Annotated in this window: 13 protein-coding genes; 5 read left to right on the top strand and 8 right to left on the bottom strand. The window is 59.6% G+C overall.

Translation table 11 applies throughout. The features are described 5' to 3' along the window. Positions 1–47 precede the first annotated feature (47 nt). Positions 48–923 carry an alpha/beta hydrolase gene (locus BHU62_RS02860; RefSeq protein ID WP_073529055.1) on the top strand — a complete coding sequence of 292 codons (876 nt, stop codon included), beginning with the start codon at positions 48–50 and terminating at the stop codon, positions 921–923. Here BHU62_RS02860 and BHU62_RS02865 read toward each other — a convergent pair. Together BHU62_RS02865 and BHU62_RS02870 are read right to left on the bottom strand one after the other, a co-directional pair. Beyond that, on the bottom strand, positions 850–2067 hold the full coding sequence (locus BHU62_RS02865) for an MFS transporter (protein ID WP_073529056.1): 1218 nt from the start codon (positions 2065–2067) through the stop codon (positions 850–852). The two genes, BHU62_RS02860 and BHU62_RS02865, sit on opposite strands and share 74 nt — an antisense overlap. After that, positions 2058–3224, bottom strand: a complete 1167-nt coding sequence (locus BHU62_RS02870) for a serine hydrolase domain-containing protein (protein WP_073529057.1) — start codon at positions 3222–3224, stop codon at positions 2058–2060. Before BHU62_RS02870 ends, BHU62_RS02865 begins: the two co-directional genes overlap by 10 nt. 120 nt (positions 3225–3344) lie before the next feature. Between BHU62_RS02870 and BHU62_RS02875 the strand changes: the two genes are divergently transcribed. Beyond that, positions 3345–4244, top strand: a complete 900-nt coding sequence (locus BHU62_RS02875) for a LysR family transcriptional regulator (RefSeq protein WP_073529058.1) — start codon at positions 3345–3347, stop codon at positions 4242–4244. 71 nt (positions 4245–4315) lie between these two features. Here the strand turns inward: BHU62_RS02875 and BHU62_RS02880 are convergent, their stop codons facing one another. The 3 genes from BHU62_RS02880 to BHU62_RS02890 form a co-directional block, all read right to left on the bottom strand. Then, a complete protein-coding gene (locus BHU62_RS02880; RefSeq protein WP_073529059.1) occupies positions 4316–4450 on the bottom strand; it encodes an AcrZ family multidrug efflux pump-associated protein in 135 nt (44 codons plus the stop codon). A gap of 192 nt (positions 4451–4642) precedes the next feature. Continuing rightward, positions 4643–5113: an Rrf2 family transcriptional regulator gene (locus tag BHU62_RS02885; protein ID WP_073529060.1), complete on the bottom strand. Its 471-nt coding sequence runs from the start codon at positions 5111–5113 to the stop codon at positions 4643–4645. Positions 5114–5244: 131 nt separating this feature from the next. After that, positions 5245–5640: a DUF427 domain-containing protein gene (locus tag BHU62_RS02890; RefSeq protein ID WP_073529061.1), complete on the bottom strand. Its 396-nt coding sequence runs from the start codon at positions 5638–5640 to the stop codon at positions 5245–5247. A 231-nt stretch (positions 5641–5871) separates the two neighbouring features. On the opposite strand from BHU62_RS02890, the gene osmB reads away from it, so the two are divergent. Continuing rightward, a complete protein-coding gene (osmB, locus tag BHU62_RS02895; RefSeq protein WP_073529062.1) occupies positions 5872–6084 on the top strand; it encodes an osmotically-inducible lipoprotein OsmB in 213 nt (70 codons plus the stop codon). Positions 6085–6240: 156 nt separating this feature from the next. Here osmB and BHU62_RS02900 read toward each other — a convergent pair whose 3' ends face one another. Further along, positions 6241–7785: a methyl-accepting chemotaxis protein gene (locus BHU62_RS02900; protein WP_073529063.1), complete on the bottom strand. Its 1545-nt coding sequence runs from the start codon at positions 7783–7785 to the stop codon at positions 6241–6243. Between the two features lie 453 nt (positions 7786–8238). On the opposite strand from BHU62_RS02900, the gene BHU62_RS02905 reads away from it, so the two are divergent. Together BHU62_RS02905 and BHU62_RS02910 are read left to right on the top strand one after the other, a co-directional pair. Next, entirely contained in the window at positions 8239–9438 is a 1200-nt protein-coding gene (locus tag BHU62_RS02905) for a hypothetical protein (RefSeq protein ID WP_078062000.1), read from the top strand. 49 nt (positions 9439–9487) lie between these two features. Beyond that, positions 9488–9883: an SRPBCC family protein gene (locus BHU62_RS02910; RefSeq protein ID WP_236720599.1), complete on the top strand. Its 396-nt coding sequence runs from the start codon at positions 9488–9490 to the stop codon at positions 9881–9883. 6 nt (positions 9884–9889) lie between these two features. Here the strand turns inward: BHU62_RS02910 and BHU62_RS02915 are convergent, their stop codons facing one another. Together BHU62_RS02915 and mrdA are read right to left on the bottom strand one after the other, a co-directional pair. Further along, a complete protein-coding gene (locus BHU62_RS02915; RefSeq protein WP_073529066.1) occupies positions 9890–11608 on the bottom strand; it encodes a penicillin-binding transpeptidase domain-containing protein in 1719 nt (572 codons plus the stop codon). 107 nt (positions 11609–11715) lie between these two features. Further along, complete coding sequence (gene mrdA / locus BHU62_RS02920) at positions 11716–13641, bottom strand: penicillin-binding protein 2 (RefSeq protein ID WP_073529067.1); 1926 nt, start codon at positions 13639–13641, stop codon at positions 11716–11718. Between the last annotated feature and the right edge of the window lie 71 nt (positions 13642–13712).

Below are 13712 nucleotides of genomic sequence, written 5' to 3' on the forward strand. Positions count from 1 at the left end.
CGCCAGGATGATGATGAAAGCAGAACGCATAACAATCAGGAGAAATGATGAGCATCGATCTGACGTTTGAAAACCTGAACGCGCGCGCCATGCAATACAACGCCCGCGCATCGGTGGAGGATTTTGACGCCTGCATGACGGAGTACGCCGCGCTGGCCCGGCACGCCAGGGCACAGACACCCGGCATTTACGATCTGCGCTACGGCATGAGCGACGCCGAACGCCTCGATCTGTTCCCGGCCAGCGTTCAGCCCGCCCCGCTGCTGATCTTCATTCATGGCGGCTACTGGCATTCGCAGTGCAAAGAAGAGGCCTGTTCGATGGCCGCCGCGTTTGCCCGCCGCGGCGTGGCGGTCGCTACGCTGGAATACACGCTGGCGCCGGAAGCGACACTGGCGGAGATCGTGCATGAGGTGCGCAGCGCCATCGCTTGGCTTTATCATCACGGGGCGCCCTTCGGCATCGATCCGGCGCGTATTTTCGTCAGCGGCAGTTCGGCCGGCGGCCACCTGTGCGGCATGCTGATCGCCGACGGCTGGCAACAACGCTATCGCCTGCCGCCCGACGTGATCAAAGGCGCGCTGGCGCTGAGTGGCTTATACGATCTGCGCCCGCTGTGCGATATCTACATCAATGACTGGCTACACCTGACGCACGAGCAAGCGCAAACCCTCAGCCCGCTGTTTTTGCTGCCGGCGAAAGCGTATGCGCCGCAGATCCTGCTCGACGTCGGCCAGCGGGAAACGCAAGGGTTCAAAAACCAGACGCAGGCCTATTATGACGCCTGCCTGGCGCGCGGCCTCGCCGTCCAACTGCTGGCCGATCGCCACTGTAATCACTTTACGCTGGTCAATTCGCTGGCCGATCCGGAAAGCGCGATGTTCCGGCAGGTGATGGCGATGATCGACGCGACGCAACGGTAACCTGCCGTTGCAACCGCAGCCTGGCGGCGATCGTCATCACCGCCAGTGCGGCAAACATGGCCCCGCACAGCAGGCTGCCCTGTAGCCCCCAGGCTTCGATAAACCAGCCGCCGACCAGCGATCCCACCGCCACGCCCAGATTGATAAAGGCGATATACAGCCCGGTGGCGAATTCCGGCGCCTGCGGCGCTTCGGACGTCAGCCAGATCTGCGTCACGATCAAACCGCTGGTGTGCGCCGCCCCCCAATACAGGCACAAGACGGCCATCGTCCCGACATGCGCGCTACCGTAGCGGTACAGCAGCGCATAAGCCGCAACCAACGCCACCGGATGCAGCAGAACCGTCGCCGCGCGATGACGGCTCAATAATTTGCCGGCCAACAGGTTGCCCACGATGCCGCCCAGCCCGAACACCACCAAAAGAACACCGATGGCGGCGTCGCCAATGCCAATTTCACGGCTGAGATATTCGGCCGCATACGCATAGACGGCAAACATGGCGGCAAAGATCAGCACGCAGGTGGCGATATTCAGCCACAGCGTGCCGCTGCGCAGGATCGCCAGTTGCTTGCCATAGCTGAGGCGCTGTACGGCAACGTTGGGCAAGCGCATCAGCAACCCCACCGCCGCCAGGAGGTTCACCAGCGCACAAAACCAGAACGACGCTTCGTAACTGAATTGCCCGGCGATCCATTGCGTCAGCGGTATCCCCAGCACCATTCCCATGCTGGTGCCGACAAACGCATAAGCGGTCGCTTTGGTAGCCTGATGCGGCGGATACAACGCCGCGGCCGCCACCATCGCCAGCGAAAAATAGATCGGGTGAAACAACGCGGGCACAATGCGCAGCAGCATTAACAGTGTGAAACTGTCCGTCTGGGCGGACAACGCGCCGGCCGCCGCAAACACGGCCAGCGCGATCAACAACATGCGTTTGCGATTGAACCGCGAGGCCAGCAGCACCAACAGCGGCCCGAGCAGCGCAATGGTCAAGGCGAATACCCCAACCAGCCAGCCGGCCTGCGCCGTTGACACCTCATAGCGCGCGATGATCTGCGGCAAGATGCCCACTACGCCGAATTCGATGCAGTAAACGCCGAACAGCCCCAGCGCAATGAAGAAAATCGGCGGTATCAGGCGCATCGTATCGCTCCCGTCGCGGCATAAACCGCCTGGCAAATCTCGCCGACAAAGGCCCCGGACATCCCCTCCAGCGCCGTGTTGGTAAAGGCCACCACGCTGAGCCGCCGGGCAGGATCGACAAACCAGGAGTGGCCATAGGTGCCGCCCATACGCCAGGTGCCCACAGATTCCGGCGTTTGCGCGGCGATGGGATCTTTCAATACGGTAATGCCCAACCCGAAACCGCGCCCCGGCCAAAACGGCATCGGCAGTTCGCCGATTTGGTTGGTGGTCAGCGCCGTCACCCAATCGGTCGGCAACACCGGCGCTCCTCCCTGGCGCAATGCTTCCAGCAAGCGCAGGAAATCCTCCGCCGAACCGACCATGCCTGCACCGCCGGAAGCATAAGCCCGTGGATCCAACGCACGCGCCGGCGACAGATGGAAGCCGGCGCTGCCATCGATAAACGGTAAGCGGTCCGGCTGGCGCAGACGGCGCGGCTCACCGGGATGATCGGCATAGGCGGCCGCCAACCGCGCGGCATCCACCGCCAGGAAATCGGTATCCGCCATCCCCAGCGGCCCGGTCACCCATTTTTTGACCGCCTGCGCCAGCGGTAAACCGCCGGCCTGTTCGATCGCGGCACCCAGTACATCGGTGGCGATGGAATAGCGCCACTCCGCGCCGGGCGGTGCCAGCAGCGGTGCATCGGCGATGCGCCGCACATTTTCCTGCAGGCTGATCGTCGCATCATCCATACCGTCGGAAACGTCCGCCTGCGCGTAGAACCCACCTTCCGGCTGGAAAAAACGGTAACTCAGCCCGGCGGTATGCGTCATTAAATGACGTAACGTCAGCAACGGTGTGGTGCCATCCGCCAGCCGCGGGCGGAAGTCCGGCAACCAACGGGTGATGGGATCGTCCAACTGCATGCCGCCTTGCGCCATCAGCGCCAACGCCGCGGTAGATACGATCGGTTTGGAGACCGAAGCCAAACGGAACAGCGTATTGAACGCCATCGGTTTACCCGCCTCGCGATCCGCCATGCCCGCCGCGCGCCGATAAATCGTTTCGCCCCCCTGCGCCACCAAAATCACCGCACCGACCAGCCGTTTGTCGCTCAAGGCTTTGTCGATCGCGTCATCGATCGCCTTGGCGGTAAGCCCGTATTCACTCATTTTTATTGCTCCAGGTAATCAGCCCATGCTGTAGCCACGAGCATAGGGCCTGGCGATTAACGGAAAAACAGGCTAGATTTCCGTTCATAGCGGACACTAACGTCCGTAATAGGACCAACGATGGATAATTTGGCCGGCGTGACCGCCTTTGTACAAGCCGCTGAAACACTGAGTTTCGTTGACGCCGGCCGCCTGCTCGGCATCTCCGCGTCTGCGGTGGGAAAAAGCATCGCTCGCCTGGAAAGCCGACTGGGCGTGCGCCTGTTTCACCGCAGTACGCGCAGCATGACGCTGACCGCCGAAGGCCGGCTGTTTCTGCAACGCTGCCGGCGCATCCTCGGGGAAATGGCGGCGGCGGAGCGGGAAATCAGTGATACGCGCAGCGTGCCGCGCGGGAAACTGCGCGTCAGTTTGCCGCTGGTTGGCGGCCTGTTGAACCCGGTGTTGGCGGAGTTTACCCGCCGCTATCCCGAGATTGAGCTGGAAGCCGATTTTTCCGACCGTCGGGTCGATGTCATAGAGGAAGGCTTTGACGCCGTGATCCGCGTCGGTGATACCGAGGATTCACGCCTGATGAGCCGCCGGCTGGGCACTTTTCACCTGCAACTGGTGGCGGCGCCGGATTATCTTCGCCAGGCGGGGATCCCGCTTCAACCGACGGCACTGCGCGGCCACGCCTGCCTGCTGTACAAATTCCCCTCTACCGGCAAGGTGGAGCCCTGGCCGATCGATGGATGGGAAAAGCTGCTCGCCGAGGGGTTGGGCCCCCGTGTGGTATGTAACACGGTCGATACTCTGATATACCTGGCGGAAAGCGGCCAGGGCATCGCCTGTTTGCCGGATTTTGCAGTGAAACGCGCGCTGGAACAGCAGCGGTTGCAGCAGATATTGCCTGAATATTGCCGCCACAGCGGCAGCTTCAAAGTGCTTTGGCCCTCCAGCAAACACCTGACGCCCAAACTCAGGGTGTTTATCGATACGCTGAGCGACCGGCTTTTCCAGAATGAGGCGGGTGTTTAGACGACGGGACAATCATAAGAAGGGAAATGCGAGGACGCCGGAGGGCGATAGCCGCCCTCTGGCATGCTGGCTCAACCGTTTTTGCGGCCGATAGCGGAAAAGGCGTTGAACACTTCACCCAGACCGTAAATCGTGCCGAGCAAGACGGCCACCATTACCGGCACCAGGATCACCACGGTGGCCAAACTTTCAATCATTTCTAACATCGTTCTCTCCTGGTTTTTAAGCACAGTAAATCTGCGCCGGAATAAAGCTTTCCGGTCAATCTGTTCATTATCGTCGGGAGGCAGTCTAAAACGTGAGCTACATCACACTTGATGCGAGCTAATGTAACTTACACAATTACATTAACGCAATGCAAAAAATGCTCTGCGCGACAACGGGATTGGCGTGGTTTTTTATTGCGTATCTATTTGATATTGCGGAGAACAAGGGACAAAAGGATAGCCTGCGCGCCGCTCGACCTGGCCCGCCATCTCGGCGATGCTGGTTTTCGCCAGGCTCTCTTCCAGCGCATGGCCGACGCGCGCGAACTCTTGCTCCAACACCGGGGTAATGGCGTGGCCGATATAGCACGCCTCATTGGGCCGGGTGCGGTGCAACATGAAGTAAGGTTGCTCCTCCACTGCGCGATACACGTCCAGCAGTGAGATCGCTTCCGCCGGCCGCGCCAACAGCGCCCCGCCGCCTTGCCCCATCTGCGAATAAGTCAGCCCTGCCTCTGCCAGCGCACCAAGAATGCGCCGCACCACCGTCGGGTTGGTATTGACGCTGCGCGCGATATCTTCAGAACGCACCGTCTGGCCGCGACACAGCGTGATATTGGTCAGAATGTGGATGGCAACGGCAAATCGCGTAGAGGTAGACACCTTGGCTCCTGCTCAGAGTTTGGTTTATGTCGCATTAAAACATAAGTAAAATGCATTAATTACAGATAATACACATAATGAGTAGGGGAAATGAGAATGTCAACCGCCCCCCGCCCAATGGCGGCGGCGGTTCACGCTTCTGCACGGATTTCCGCGACTTTGTCGGGGTAAAACGCCAGATGATCCTTGATCGCCACCACGGCGTTGTAGGGCATTTCATAGCTCCAGGCGACGTTAAGCCCCTGCGCACCGTTCAGCGGGAGGGAAAAATAACTGCAGTCCCCCTTATAAGGGCAGTAGCTGACGTGATCGCTCTTTTGCAGCAGCCGCATGTTTACATCCTCACGCGGAAAGTAAAACACCGGTGGATAGTTGGCTTCCTGCAAGATGAGCACATCGCAGCTGTCAGCCAGGATCTGACCGGCGGCGCGCACGCTGACCCGCGTCGGATGGCGGGTCAGCGTGATCGGATGATCCGGGCCGGGAATTTTCACCGGTTTGCCGGCTGCGGAAACAAGGTCGGACATGGCGGCCTCCAGCGTTTGCGCCCCGCTCCCCGCGAGGCCTTTCCCCAGTATAGTCGAGCGTTTTTATCGGCGGCCGCACATTCGGCGAGCAAACGCTTTTCACCGCCACAAAATTAAGAATTTTTACCTGTTCGATTTTCTTACGGAGGAATACATTCATCCCAACTTCTACCGGCGGGTTAATCGGATTATTTTTAATCCATTAATCAACCCAATTATCAGGAACTCATTATGAATATTAAACGTGCCGCAGGTGTATTGATGGTGGTGATGGCGACGCTTTCCGTCACCGCATGTGGGCATATGTCCAATCGCGATCGCAACACGGCGATCGGCGCGGGCGTCGGCGCAGTAGGCGGCGCCGTGCTGACCGACGGCAGCACGCTGGGCACCCTCGGCGGTGCGGCGCTGGGCGGCATCATCGGCCACCAGACCAGCCGTTAATCGGCTCGTCAAAAATAACCTCCGCAGGCCGGCTCTTTTTTCAACCAACAAGAGCCGGCCTGTTTTTTATTAATCCTGAGGCACTTTCTCAGGGTACGGAAATAATAAATAACGTTAAACGCAGCTTTATTATTCATTAATCTGCGCCAGGCTTATTTATTGCGCCGGCAGCCTGAAGCGCGCCATCGCCCTTTCCAACCGTTCCGACTCGTCCTGCAACCGCTGTGAAGCCTCGGTCACGGCGTTCACCACCGTGCCGGTTTGCCGCGCCACCTGATTCAGCGCCGCGATGCGCGCCGTCACATCCTGAATGCTTTCTCCCTGATTGAGCGACGCCAGAGAGATTTCTCCCACCAGCGCGCTGGATTTGTTCACCAGATCGATAATCTGGCGCAGGTTATCCGTCAGCAGATCTACCGCCTGGGAACCTTGATCGATTTGCCGTAACGAGCGGTTGATTAACTGCTGAATGTCGCGCGTCGAATGGCTGCTTTTTTGCGCCAGCAAGCCCACCTCTTTGGCCACGATGGCGAAACCGCGGCCGTGAACGCCGGCGTGCGCGGCCTCAATCGCCGCATTCAGCGCCAGAATATTGGTCTGAAACGCAACGCTGTCGATCAACGCCACGATGCCGCGCATCTCGGCCGACTGGTTGACGATACCCTGCATCGAGACATTGACGGTTTGCATCATCTGCTCACCGGCGCCGGCGCACTCGCGGGCCTGTTCGGTACGTTGGCTGGCCTGTTGCGCGTATTGGCCGTTTTCCTCCACCCGCGCCGCCAGCTGCTGCACGTGCTCGGTCGCCAACTGCAATTCGCCGTCCTGCTTCGCCGACTGCGCCGTCAATTGTCGATTGCCGTCCGCCAACCGTCCGACGCAGTTCAAGATCCCGCTCGCCGCATCGCGCACCTCGCACACCAGGCGCTGCAGACCGCCCTGCATGTGGCCGATGCTGGTCTGCAGCTGGCGCATCTCACGGTTAAACGCCCGTTCAGGCGGCAGCGGTCGCGAAAGATCGCCGGCGGCCAGCACGTTGAGGTGCGCTATCGCCCGCTGCAGCGGCGCGATCACCCAGCGGGAGACGCCGAACCACACCCCCACGGCGATCAGCGCCAACGCGGCCAGCGCGCCGAGCGCAAAGGTCTTGGCCTGCTCCAGCGCCGCCAATTGCCGCATGTTGACGTCATCGCCACGCCGCTCGTTCAGCGCCTGATAAGCGAGAAACTTCTCGTTAAAATCCGCCTGAAACGCCTGGATCGGCACGGCGAAAAACGCATCGATGCTGCTACCCTGCAACCCTTGCGCCTGCTCTTTCAGGCCGTCATAGAACAGGCGATAGCTGTCTTTCAGGGCGCCCGCCGCTTCGGGCGCATCCGCGCTCAAGCGCTCGAACTGGGCGAAGGCCTGCTCTGAGGCCTGCAACGCCGCCAACGACGCCTCCAGCAGGCTGTGCCAGCTGCCGTCGGAACCGGTGGCTTTGTCCTGCAGATAATAGATGCCCGCACGGTTCAGGGTATCGCTGGCCGTCAGCAGCGACAGTCTGGCGCGATCCATCGTCGCCTGCTGGCGATGCAATGCGTCGCCCGTCACCAGGTTAATCTTGGCGTCGCGCAGAATATTGGAAATAAATACGGTGGAGAACAATTGCAGCAGAGAAAATAGCGCAATAACGCAAATTACGCCGCTTAATAAACCCATGCTTTTGCCGATGCCAAACGCGCGCGGCAGCGCTGTCGCAGGTTTTGCCCTACGACCCAGTGTCAGTTTTATGTTCATGATTTTTAGTCAGTAATACCAGGGTGCCGCGAGTCTAACGGCCATTGATGACACTAATATTTCAACCGACTCTGTGCCGCCATTCACAGACCGAGACGGCAAAACCATCGGTATTGCACATCAACTCTCATTTTTATTTCTTGACTTGTTTAATACCGGATTTATAGTTTTCTCATTAATCAAGGAACAAAGTTTCATATATTAATCAAAACCAAAGTTAATATATTAAACACTTAGGAAAGTCGTCTCAAATATAAAACCGATGAGCGTAACCACCCTATTTACAGGTGAAACTCGCTCGCCATAATAAACATTCCATTCTCTTCAGTGGCCCGGCACGCGCAAGATCACGCTTTGTTTTTCTTTTGCTTACCAGTGAGTTACGCAACCGAAGCCGCGTTGCCCAGCGACGCTACCGCCACTGCGGCGCCGGTAAAAAAAAGCAACCCGGCATTTCCGCACATTCATTGGCAAAGCGAGGATAATAAAAAGAATATTAATATCGGCGGCGCACTGCGCGCCAATTATCGCTATGAAGATTGGCACAGCAGCAATTATCGGAATCCGCCGCATTTGCGCTTTGACGCCTTTCGCATCGATGCCGCCGGCCAGGTAAACGACGCGTTTTTCGATAGCGGATTCTGGTTTCAGGATCGGCGCAAATACGCCATCGACCGCGCCTATGTCGGCTATCACCTGTCTGAGCATTCCGCCGTGCAAATCGGCGCGCCGTTCAAACCGTTCGGCCTGATGCCCTATCCGCAGTTCGGCTGGTCGTACGGCATTCCGTTTTACCTTGGCTTCGGCGTCAACACCGGGCTGGGCGCCAAATACCAATTCCAGCATGACGATTGGTCCTTCGACGCCGCCTACTACCCGCGTATGATGCCGACCGGCGTGCGTTACGCCCCCGACGTTGCCAGCTATAACGATCTGAAGAACACCCACTTTGCGTCGCAGCATTTGCAGCGCAACGAAAAACGCGATCAGGTAAACCTGCGGCTGACGCGCGCTTTCCATCAGGGCGGCTGGGACAATGAGCTCGGCGGGTCGCTGGCGGCCTCGCGGCTCTACAACCAGGCGACCGGCGATAATGGCAGCTTCTGGGCGGCGGGCCTGCACACGCTGGTAAATTACGATCCCTGGCATCTGTCCGGCCAGGTGATCCGTTACGGCTATGATGCCAAAGGCCCGGCCGGCGCCAACAATTCGGTGATCCTGATGGGGGGTAACGGCCTGACGCCGGCCTACCTGATCCCGGCGCAGGCCACCACCGCCGCCATCAACCTGGCACGTGACGTCGAGGTGCCCTGGGGACCGGTGAAAAAACTGAGGTTCTACAACGACTACAGCGTGCTCTGGAAAGATAAGCACGGCGGCTCCGACTCCAAAATGAATACGCTGGGGGTACAGGTGTTCGCCATGCCGGTGATGCTGTGGGTGGATCTGACCTGGGCGCAGAACGCCAACCCGTGGGGCGGCGTGGAAAACGCCACCGGCTGGACCGCCACCCAGTCTTCCGGCAGCAATAAGTGGTATTTTCGCACCAACGTGAACATCGGTTACTACTTCTGAACGCGGCGGGGTCTACACTGAGGTATCGGCGCCAACCGGAGAAAACATCATGCTGAGCGCACAAACGCTGCACGTCTCCATCAACCGCCCCTGTGACGAGGTGTACGCTTTTCTCAGCCGCCCGGAAAATTTCCCATTGTGGGCCAAAGGGTTAGCCAACAGTTTACAGCGGGAAGGTGAAGACTGGGTCGCGGACACGCCACAGGGGAGGATCCGCATTCGCTTCAGCGCGCCGAACGCCTTCGGCGTGCTGGATCATTGGGTGACGCTGCCGGACGGCGGCGTGGTCTACGTGCCGCTGCGCGCGCTCGCCAACCGGCGTGGCACCGAGGTGATCTTCACCCTGTTCCGCCAGCCGGAGATGGACGATGCGCTGTTCGCCCGCGACGCCGGGCTGGTGGACGCCGATCTGCAGGCGCTGAAGCGCCTGCTGGAATCGCGCTAATCCCCATCACCCCTTGACCGACGACACCACGTTAAGCGGCTGGGCATCCGGCAGAATATTCATGTGCTCCAGCACCTGGGCCATGATTTTGCCGAACACCGGCCCCGCCACCGAACCGCCGAAGTGCTTGCCGGCTTTCGGGTTGTTGACCATCACCACCAGCGCCACCTGCGGATCGCTGGCCGGCGCCACGCCGGCGGTGTAGTTGATGTAGCCGCCGTCATATTTGCCGCTCGGGCCCATTTTCTCGGCGGTACCGGTTTTGATCGCCAGCCGGTAGCCCGGCACCGCGGCGCTCACCCCGCTGCCGCCCGGCAACGCGTCGCTCTCCATCATATGCACCACGGATCGTACCGTCTCCGCCGGCAGAATACGTTGCCCCATCACCGGCGGCGTCACCTTGGTGATCGACAGCGGCCGATAAATGCCGAAAGAACCGATAGCAGCATACTCGCGCGCCATCTGCAGCGGCGTCACCCGCAGCCCATAGCCGAAGGAGAAAGTGGCGCGTTCGATATCGGCCCAGCGTTCGCGATGCTGCGGCAGGTAGCCACTGCTCTCGTTGCCGATGCCCAGCTCGGTCGGCCGCCCCAGACCAAAGCTGCGGTAGACCGCCGGCAGCACCGTGGCCGGCAACGCCAGCGCAATATGCGAGACCGCGATGTCGCTCGATTTTTGCAGCACGCCGGTGATGGTCAGCTTCGACCAGTGGCCGACGTCTTTGATCAGGTGACCGTTCACCCGATACGGCGTGGTGTCCAGCACCGTATCCGGCCGGATCAGCTTATGCTCCAGCCCCACCATCACCACCACCGGTTTCACCGTCGACCCCGGTTCGAAGCTGTCGCTGCTGCACACGTTGCGAATGTCTTTCGCCGGGGTGCTGCCATAGTTGTTCGGGTTGAACGACGGGTAGCTGGCCATGCCGAGGATCTCGCCGGTGTCGATCTTGACCAGCACCGCACAGCCGGAATCGGCCTGGTTGGCCACCACGCCATCGCGGATCTGCGCATAAAGCACGTATTGGATAAATTTATCGATGCTGAGCGTCACGTTCGGCGGCGGCACCGGATCCACGCTTTTGAGCACGCCGATCACCGCGCCGCTGCCGTCCTTCTGGTAGACCCGCAGGCCATTTTTACCCTGCAACAGCGGGTTGAAGCCCAGCTCGATGCCCTCCAGCCCCTGGTTGTCCTGGCCGACAATGCCGATCAACCCGGCGGCGTCCTGGCCCATCGGATAGAAGCGGCTAAAATCCTGCTCGGTGCTGACGCCGGTCAGGTGCAGTTTGTTGATGTAGAGGGCGTTGTCGTCCTCCACTTTGCGCGCCAGATAGACGAAGCGCTTGCGCGCGTTGCTCTGGATCAGATGCTGTATGTCCGCCAACGGGAGCTTCAGCACGTTGGCCATACTCTGCCAGCGCTCGTTGCCGGTGTCGGTCTGGGTATCGAGGATGTGCTTCGGATCCAGCACGATATCTTTGGAGGACACGCTGACCGCCAGCGCCTCATTGTTGCGATCGGTGATCATGGCGCGGTTGGTCGGCACCACCTGGGTGCGGATCGACCGCTGGTCGGCCTGATCCGCCAGCTGCTGGTGTTCCAGCAGTTGCAGATAGCCGACCCTGAACGCCAACAGAAAAAAACAGACCAGCATGCCGGCGCAAATCCAGCCGAAACGAACTGTGGAATAGGTTTTACCGCTTTTTTTGGTCGATGGCGCCACTGTTGTGTTAACCCTGCGTTTTTATTCGGTTTATGGTGTTATTTCAGTCTACCTTGCCGGAAATGGTCAGGAGATTGCAGTTTGTAAGAAAGTAAAAACAAACCGCCTCACCGTTGCACATCCGCACTGTCGTTTAACTGCGGTTTACTTTGCGCCGCATCGCCGGGCTGTGGCGCGTTGGCCGGGTCAAAAATGTGGTCGAGGATCGCGCGCGCGGTCGGCCCCGCCACCACGCCGTCGCCGCCGCCGTTTTCCAGGATCAACGCCATCGCCACTCGCGGATTTTTGTAAGGCGCGAACAGCGTATAGAAGATGTGATCGCGCAGCCGCACCGGGATCATTTTGGCGTTGTAAATCTGGTTCTGCTTCAAGCTGAACACCTGCGAAGTACCGGATTTGGCGGCAATCTGGTACGGCGCGGTGTGGAACAGCTTGTAGCCGGTGCCGTTCGGCAGGTTGGCCATGCCGTACATGCCGTTGCGCACGATGCCCCAGTAAGGCGAACGGGGATCGCCAATCTGCGCCGCCTGCGCCGGTGGCCGGTAGCGCATCACCCGGTTGCCCTGCTGCAGCGAATACAGCAGATGCGGCGTTTTCACCTGGCCGTTGTTGAGCAGCGTGGTCAGCGCTTTCACCATCTGGATCGGCGTGGCTACCCAATACCCCTGGCCGATGCCCACCGAAACCGTATCCCCCTGATACCAACCCTTTTTGTGCACCTTCAGCTTCCAGTCGCGGCTCGGCAGTACGCCGCGGTACTCTTCGTTCAGATCGATGCCGGTGGACTGGCCATAGCCGAACTGGCTCAGCCAGTGGTGGATGCGATCGATGCCCATCTCATACGCCACCTGATAAAAGAAGGTGTCGGCGGATTCCTCAATCGCTTTGGTGACGTTGAGCATGCCGTGGCCGGTTTTCAGCCAGTCGCGGTAGCGGCGTTCGGTGCCGGGCAGCGTCCAGGTCGGCGCACCAAAAAAGGTGGTGGTGGGCGTGATCACTCCGGCGAACAGCGCCGAAACGGCCATGTAAGGCTTCACCGTCGACGCCGGTGGGTACAATCCCTGGGTGACGCGGTTGATCAGCGGCAGATCCGGGTTGGTCAACAACGCCTTATAGGCCTGATAACCGATGCCTTTGACGAAGGGATTGGGATCGTAGCTGGGGCTGGAGACCATCGCCAGAATGCCGCCGTCGCGCGGGTCTTCCACCACCACCGCGGCGCGCTGCCCCTTCAGCACCGATTCGATGTACTGCTGCAGCGGCAAGTCGAGCGTCAAGTAGATGTTTTTACCGGCCTGTGGCGGCTGCTCCTTCAGCAAGCGGATCACCCGCCCGTGGTTATCCACCTCCACTTCCTGATAGCCGGTGGTGCCGTGCAGTTCAGACTCGTAATAGGCCTCGATGCCCTGTTTGCCGATGTTGCGGTCGGCAGCGTAGTTCTCACTCAGCCCGGCCTTGTCCAGACGCTTAAGATCGCTGTCGTTGATCTTCGATACATAGCCCAGCACGTGCGCCAACTGGGCGCCATAAGGATATTCACGCTGTTGATAGGTATCGATGGTCACCCCGTCGAAACGGTATTGATTGACGGCAAAGCGCGCCACCTCGGTGTCGCTCAGTCCGGCTTTGAGCGTCACCGGCTTGTAGCGGCTGTTGTGGTGCATATCGTCGCGAAACGTGCGGATGTCTTCCGGCGTCAGAGAGACGATCGGCGTCAACGCCTGCAGCAACGCCGCCATATCGGTAATTTTACTGGGCGTGACCTCGATGCGATACAGTGTCACGTTTCGCACCAGCGGAATGCCGTTGCGATCGAAGATCAACCCGCGGCTGGGGGCGATCGGCAGCATCTTGATGTCGTTCTGGTTGGAACGCGTTTGGTAAAAGCCGTGCTGGCGAATTTGCAGCCGGTAGAGGTTGACGATCAGCGCACCGAAACAGACCACCACCAACGCCAACGCTACGCCTGCCCGCCGGATAAACAGCATCTCTTCCGCAGAGTGGTCGCGAATTTTTTCTTTTAACAGGGCCATGCGGTGCCGATACCTTTTGCGTCACATTTCCCCGCAAAATCAGGGAACTGAAAAGCCGGCAAGCATAGCGT

The sequence above is a fragment of the Serratia marcescens genome (genome assembly GCF_001902635.1).
Taxonomy (GTDB): domain Bacteria; phylum Pseudomonadota; class Gammaproteobacteria; order Enterobacterales; family Enterobacteriaceae; genus Serratia; species Serratia marcescens_F.

What these genes read in the sequence shown, in the direction of transcription:
- BHU62_RS02860 (WP_073529055.1), top strand. Translation starts at nt 48, where the DNA reads ATGAGCATCGATCTGACGTTTGAAAACCTGAACGCGCGCGCCATGCAA.
- BHU62_RS02875 (WP_073529058.1), top strand. Translation starts at nt 3,345, where the DNA reads ATGGATAATTTGGCCGGCGTGACCGCCTTTGTACAAGCCGCTGAAACA.
- osmB (WP_073529062.1), top strand. Translation starts at nt 5,872, where the DNA reads ATGAATATTAAACGTGCCGCAGGTGTATTGATGGTGGTGATGGCGACG.
- mrdA (WP_073529067.1), bottom strand. Translation starts at nt 13,641, where the DNA reads ATGGCCCTGTTAAAAGAAAAAATTCGCGACCACTCTGCGGAAGAGATG.
- BHU62_RS02870 (WP_073529057.1), bottom strand. Translation starts at nt 3,224, where the DNA reads ATGAGTGAATACGGGCTTACCGCCAAGGCGATCGATGACGCGATCGAC.
- BHU62_RS02880 (WP_073529059.1), bottom strand. Translation starts at nt 4,450, where the DNA reads ATGTTAGAAATGATTGAAAGTTTGGCCACCGTGGTGATCCTGGTGCCG.
- BHU62_RS02865 (WP_073529056.1), bottom strand. Translation starts at nt 2,067, where the DNA reads ATGCGCCTGATACCGCCGATTTTCTTCATTGCGCTGGGGCTGTTCGGC.
- BHU62_RS02900 (WP_073529063.1), bottom strand. Translation starts at nt 7,785, where the DNA reads ATGGGTTTATTAAGCGGCGTAATTTGCGTTATTGCGCTATTTTCTCTG.
- BHU62_RS02890 (WP_073529061.1), bottom strand. Translation starts at nt 5,640, where the DNA reads ATGTCCGACCTTGTTTCCGCAGCCGGCAAACCGGTGAAAATTCCCGGC.
- BHU62_RS02910 (WP_236720599.1), top strand. Translation starts at nt 9,488, where the DNA reads ATGCTGAGCGCACAAACGCTGCACGTCTCCATCAACCGCCCCTGTGAC.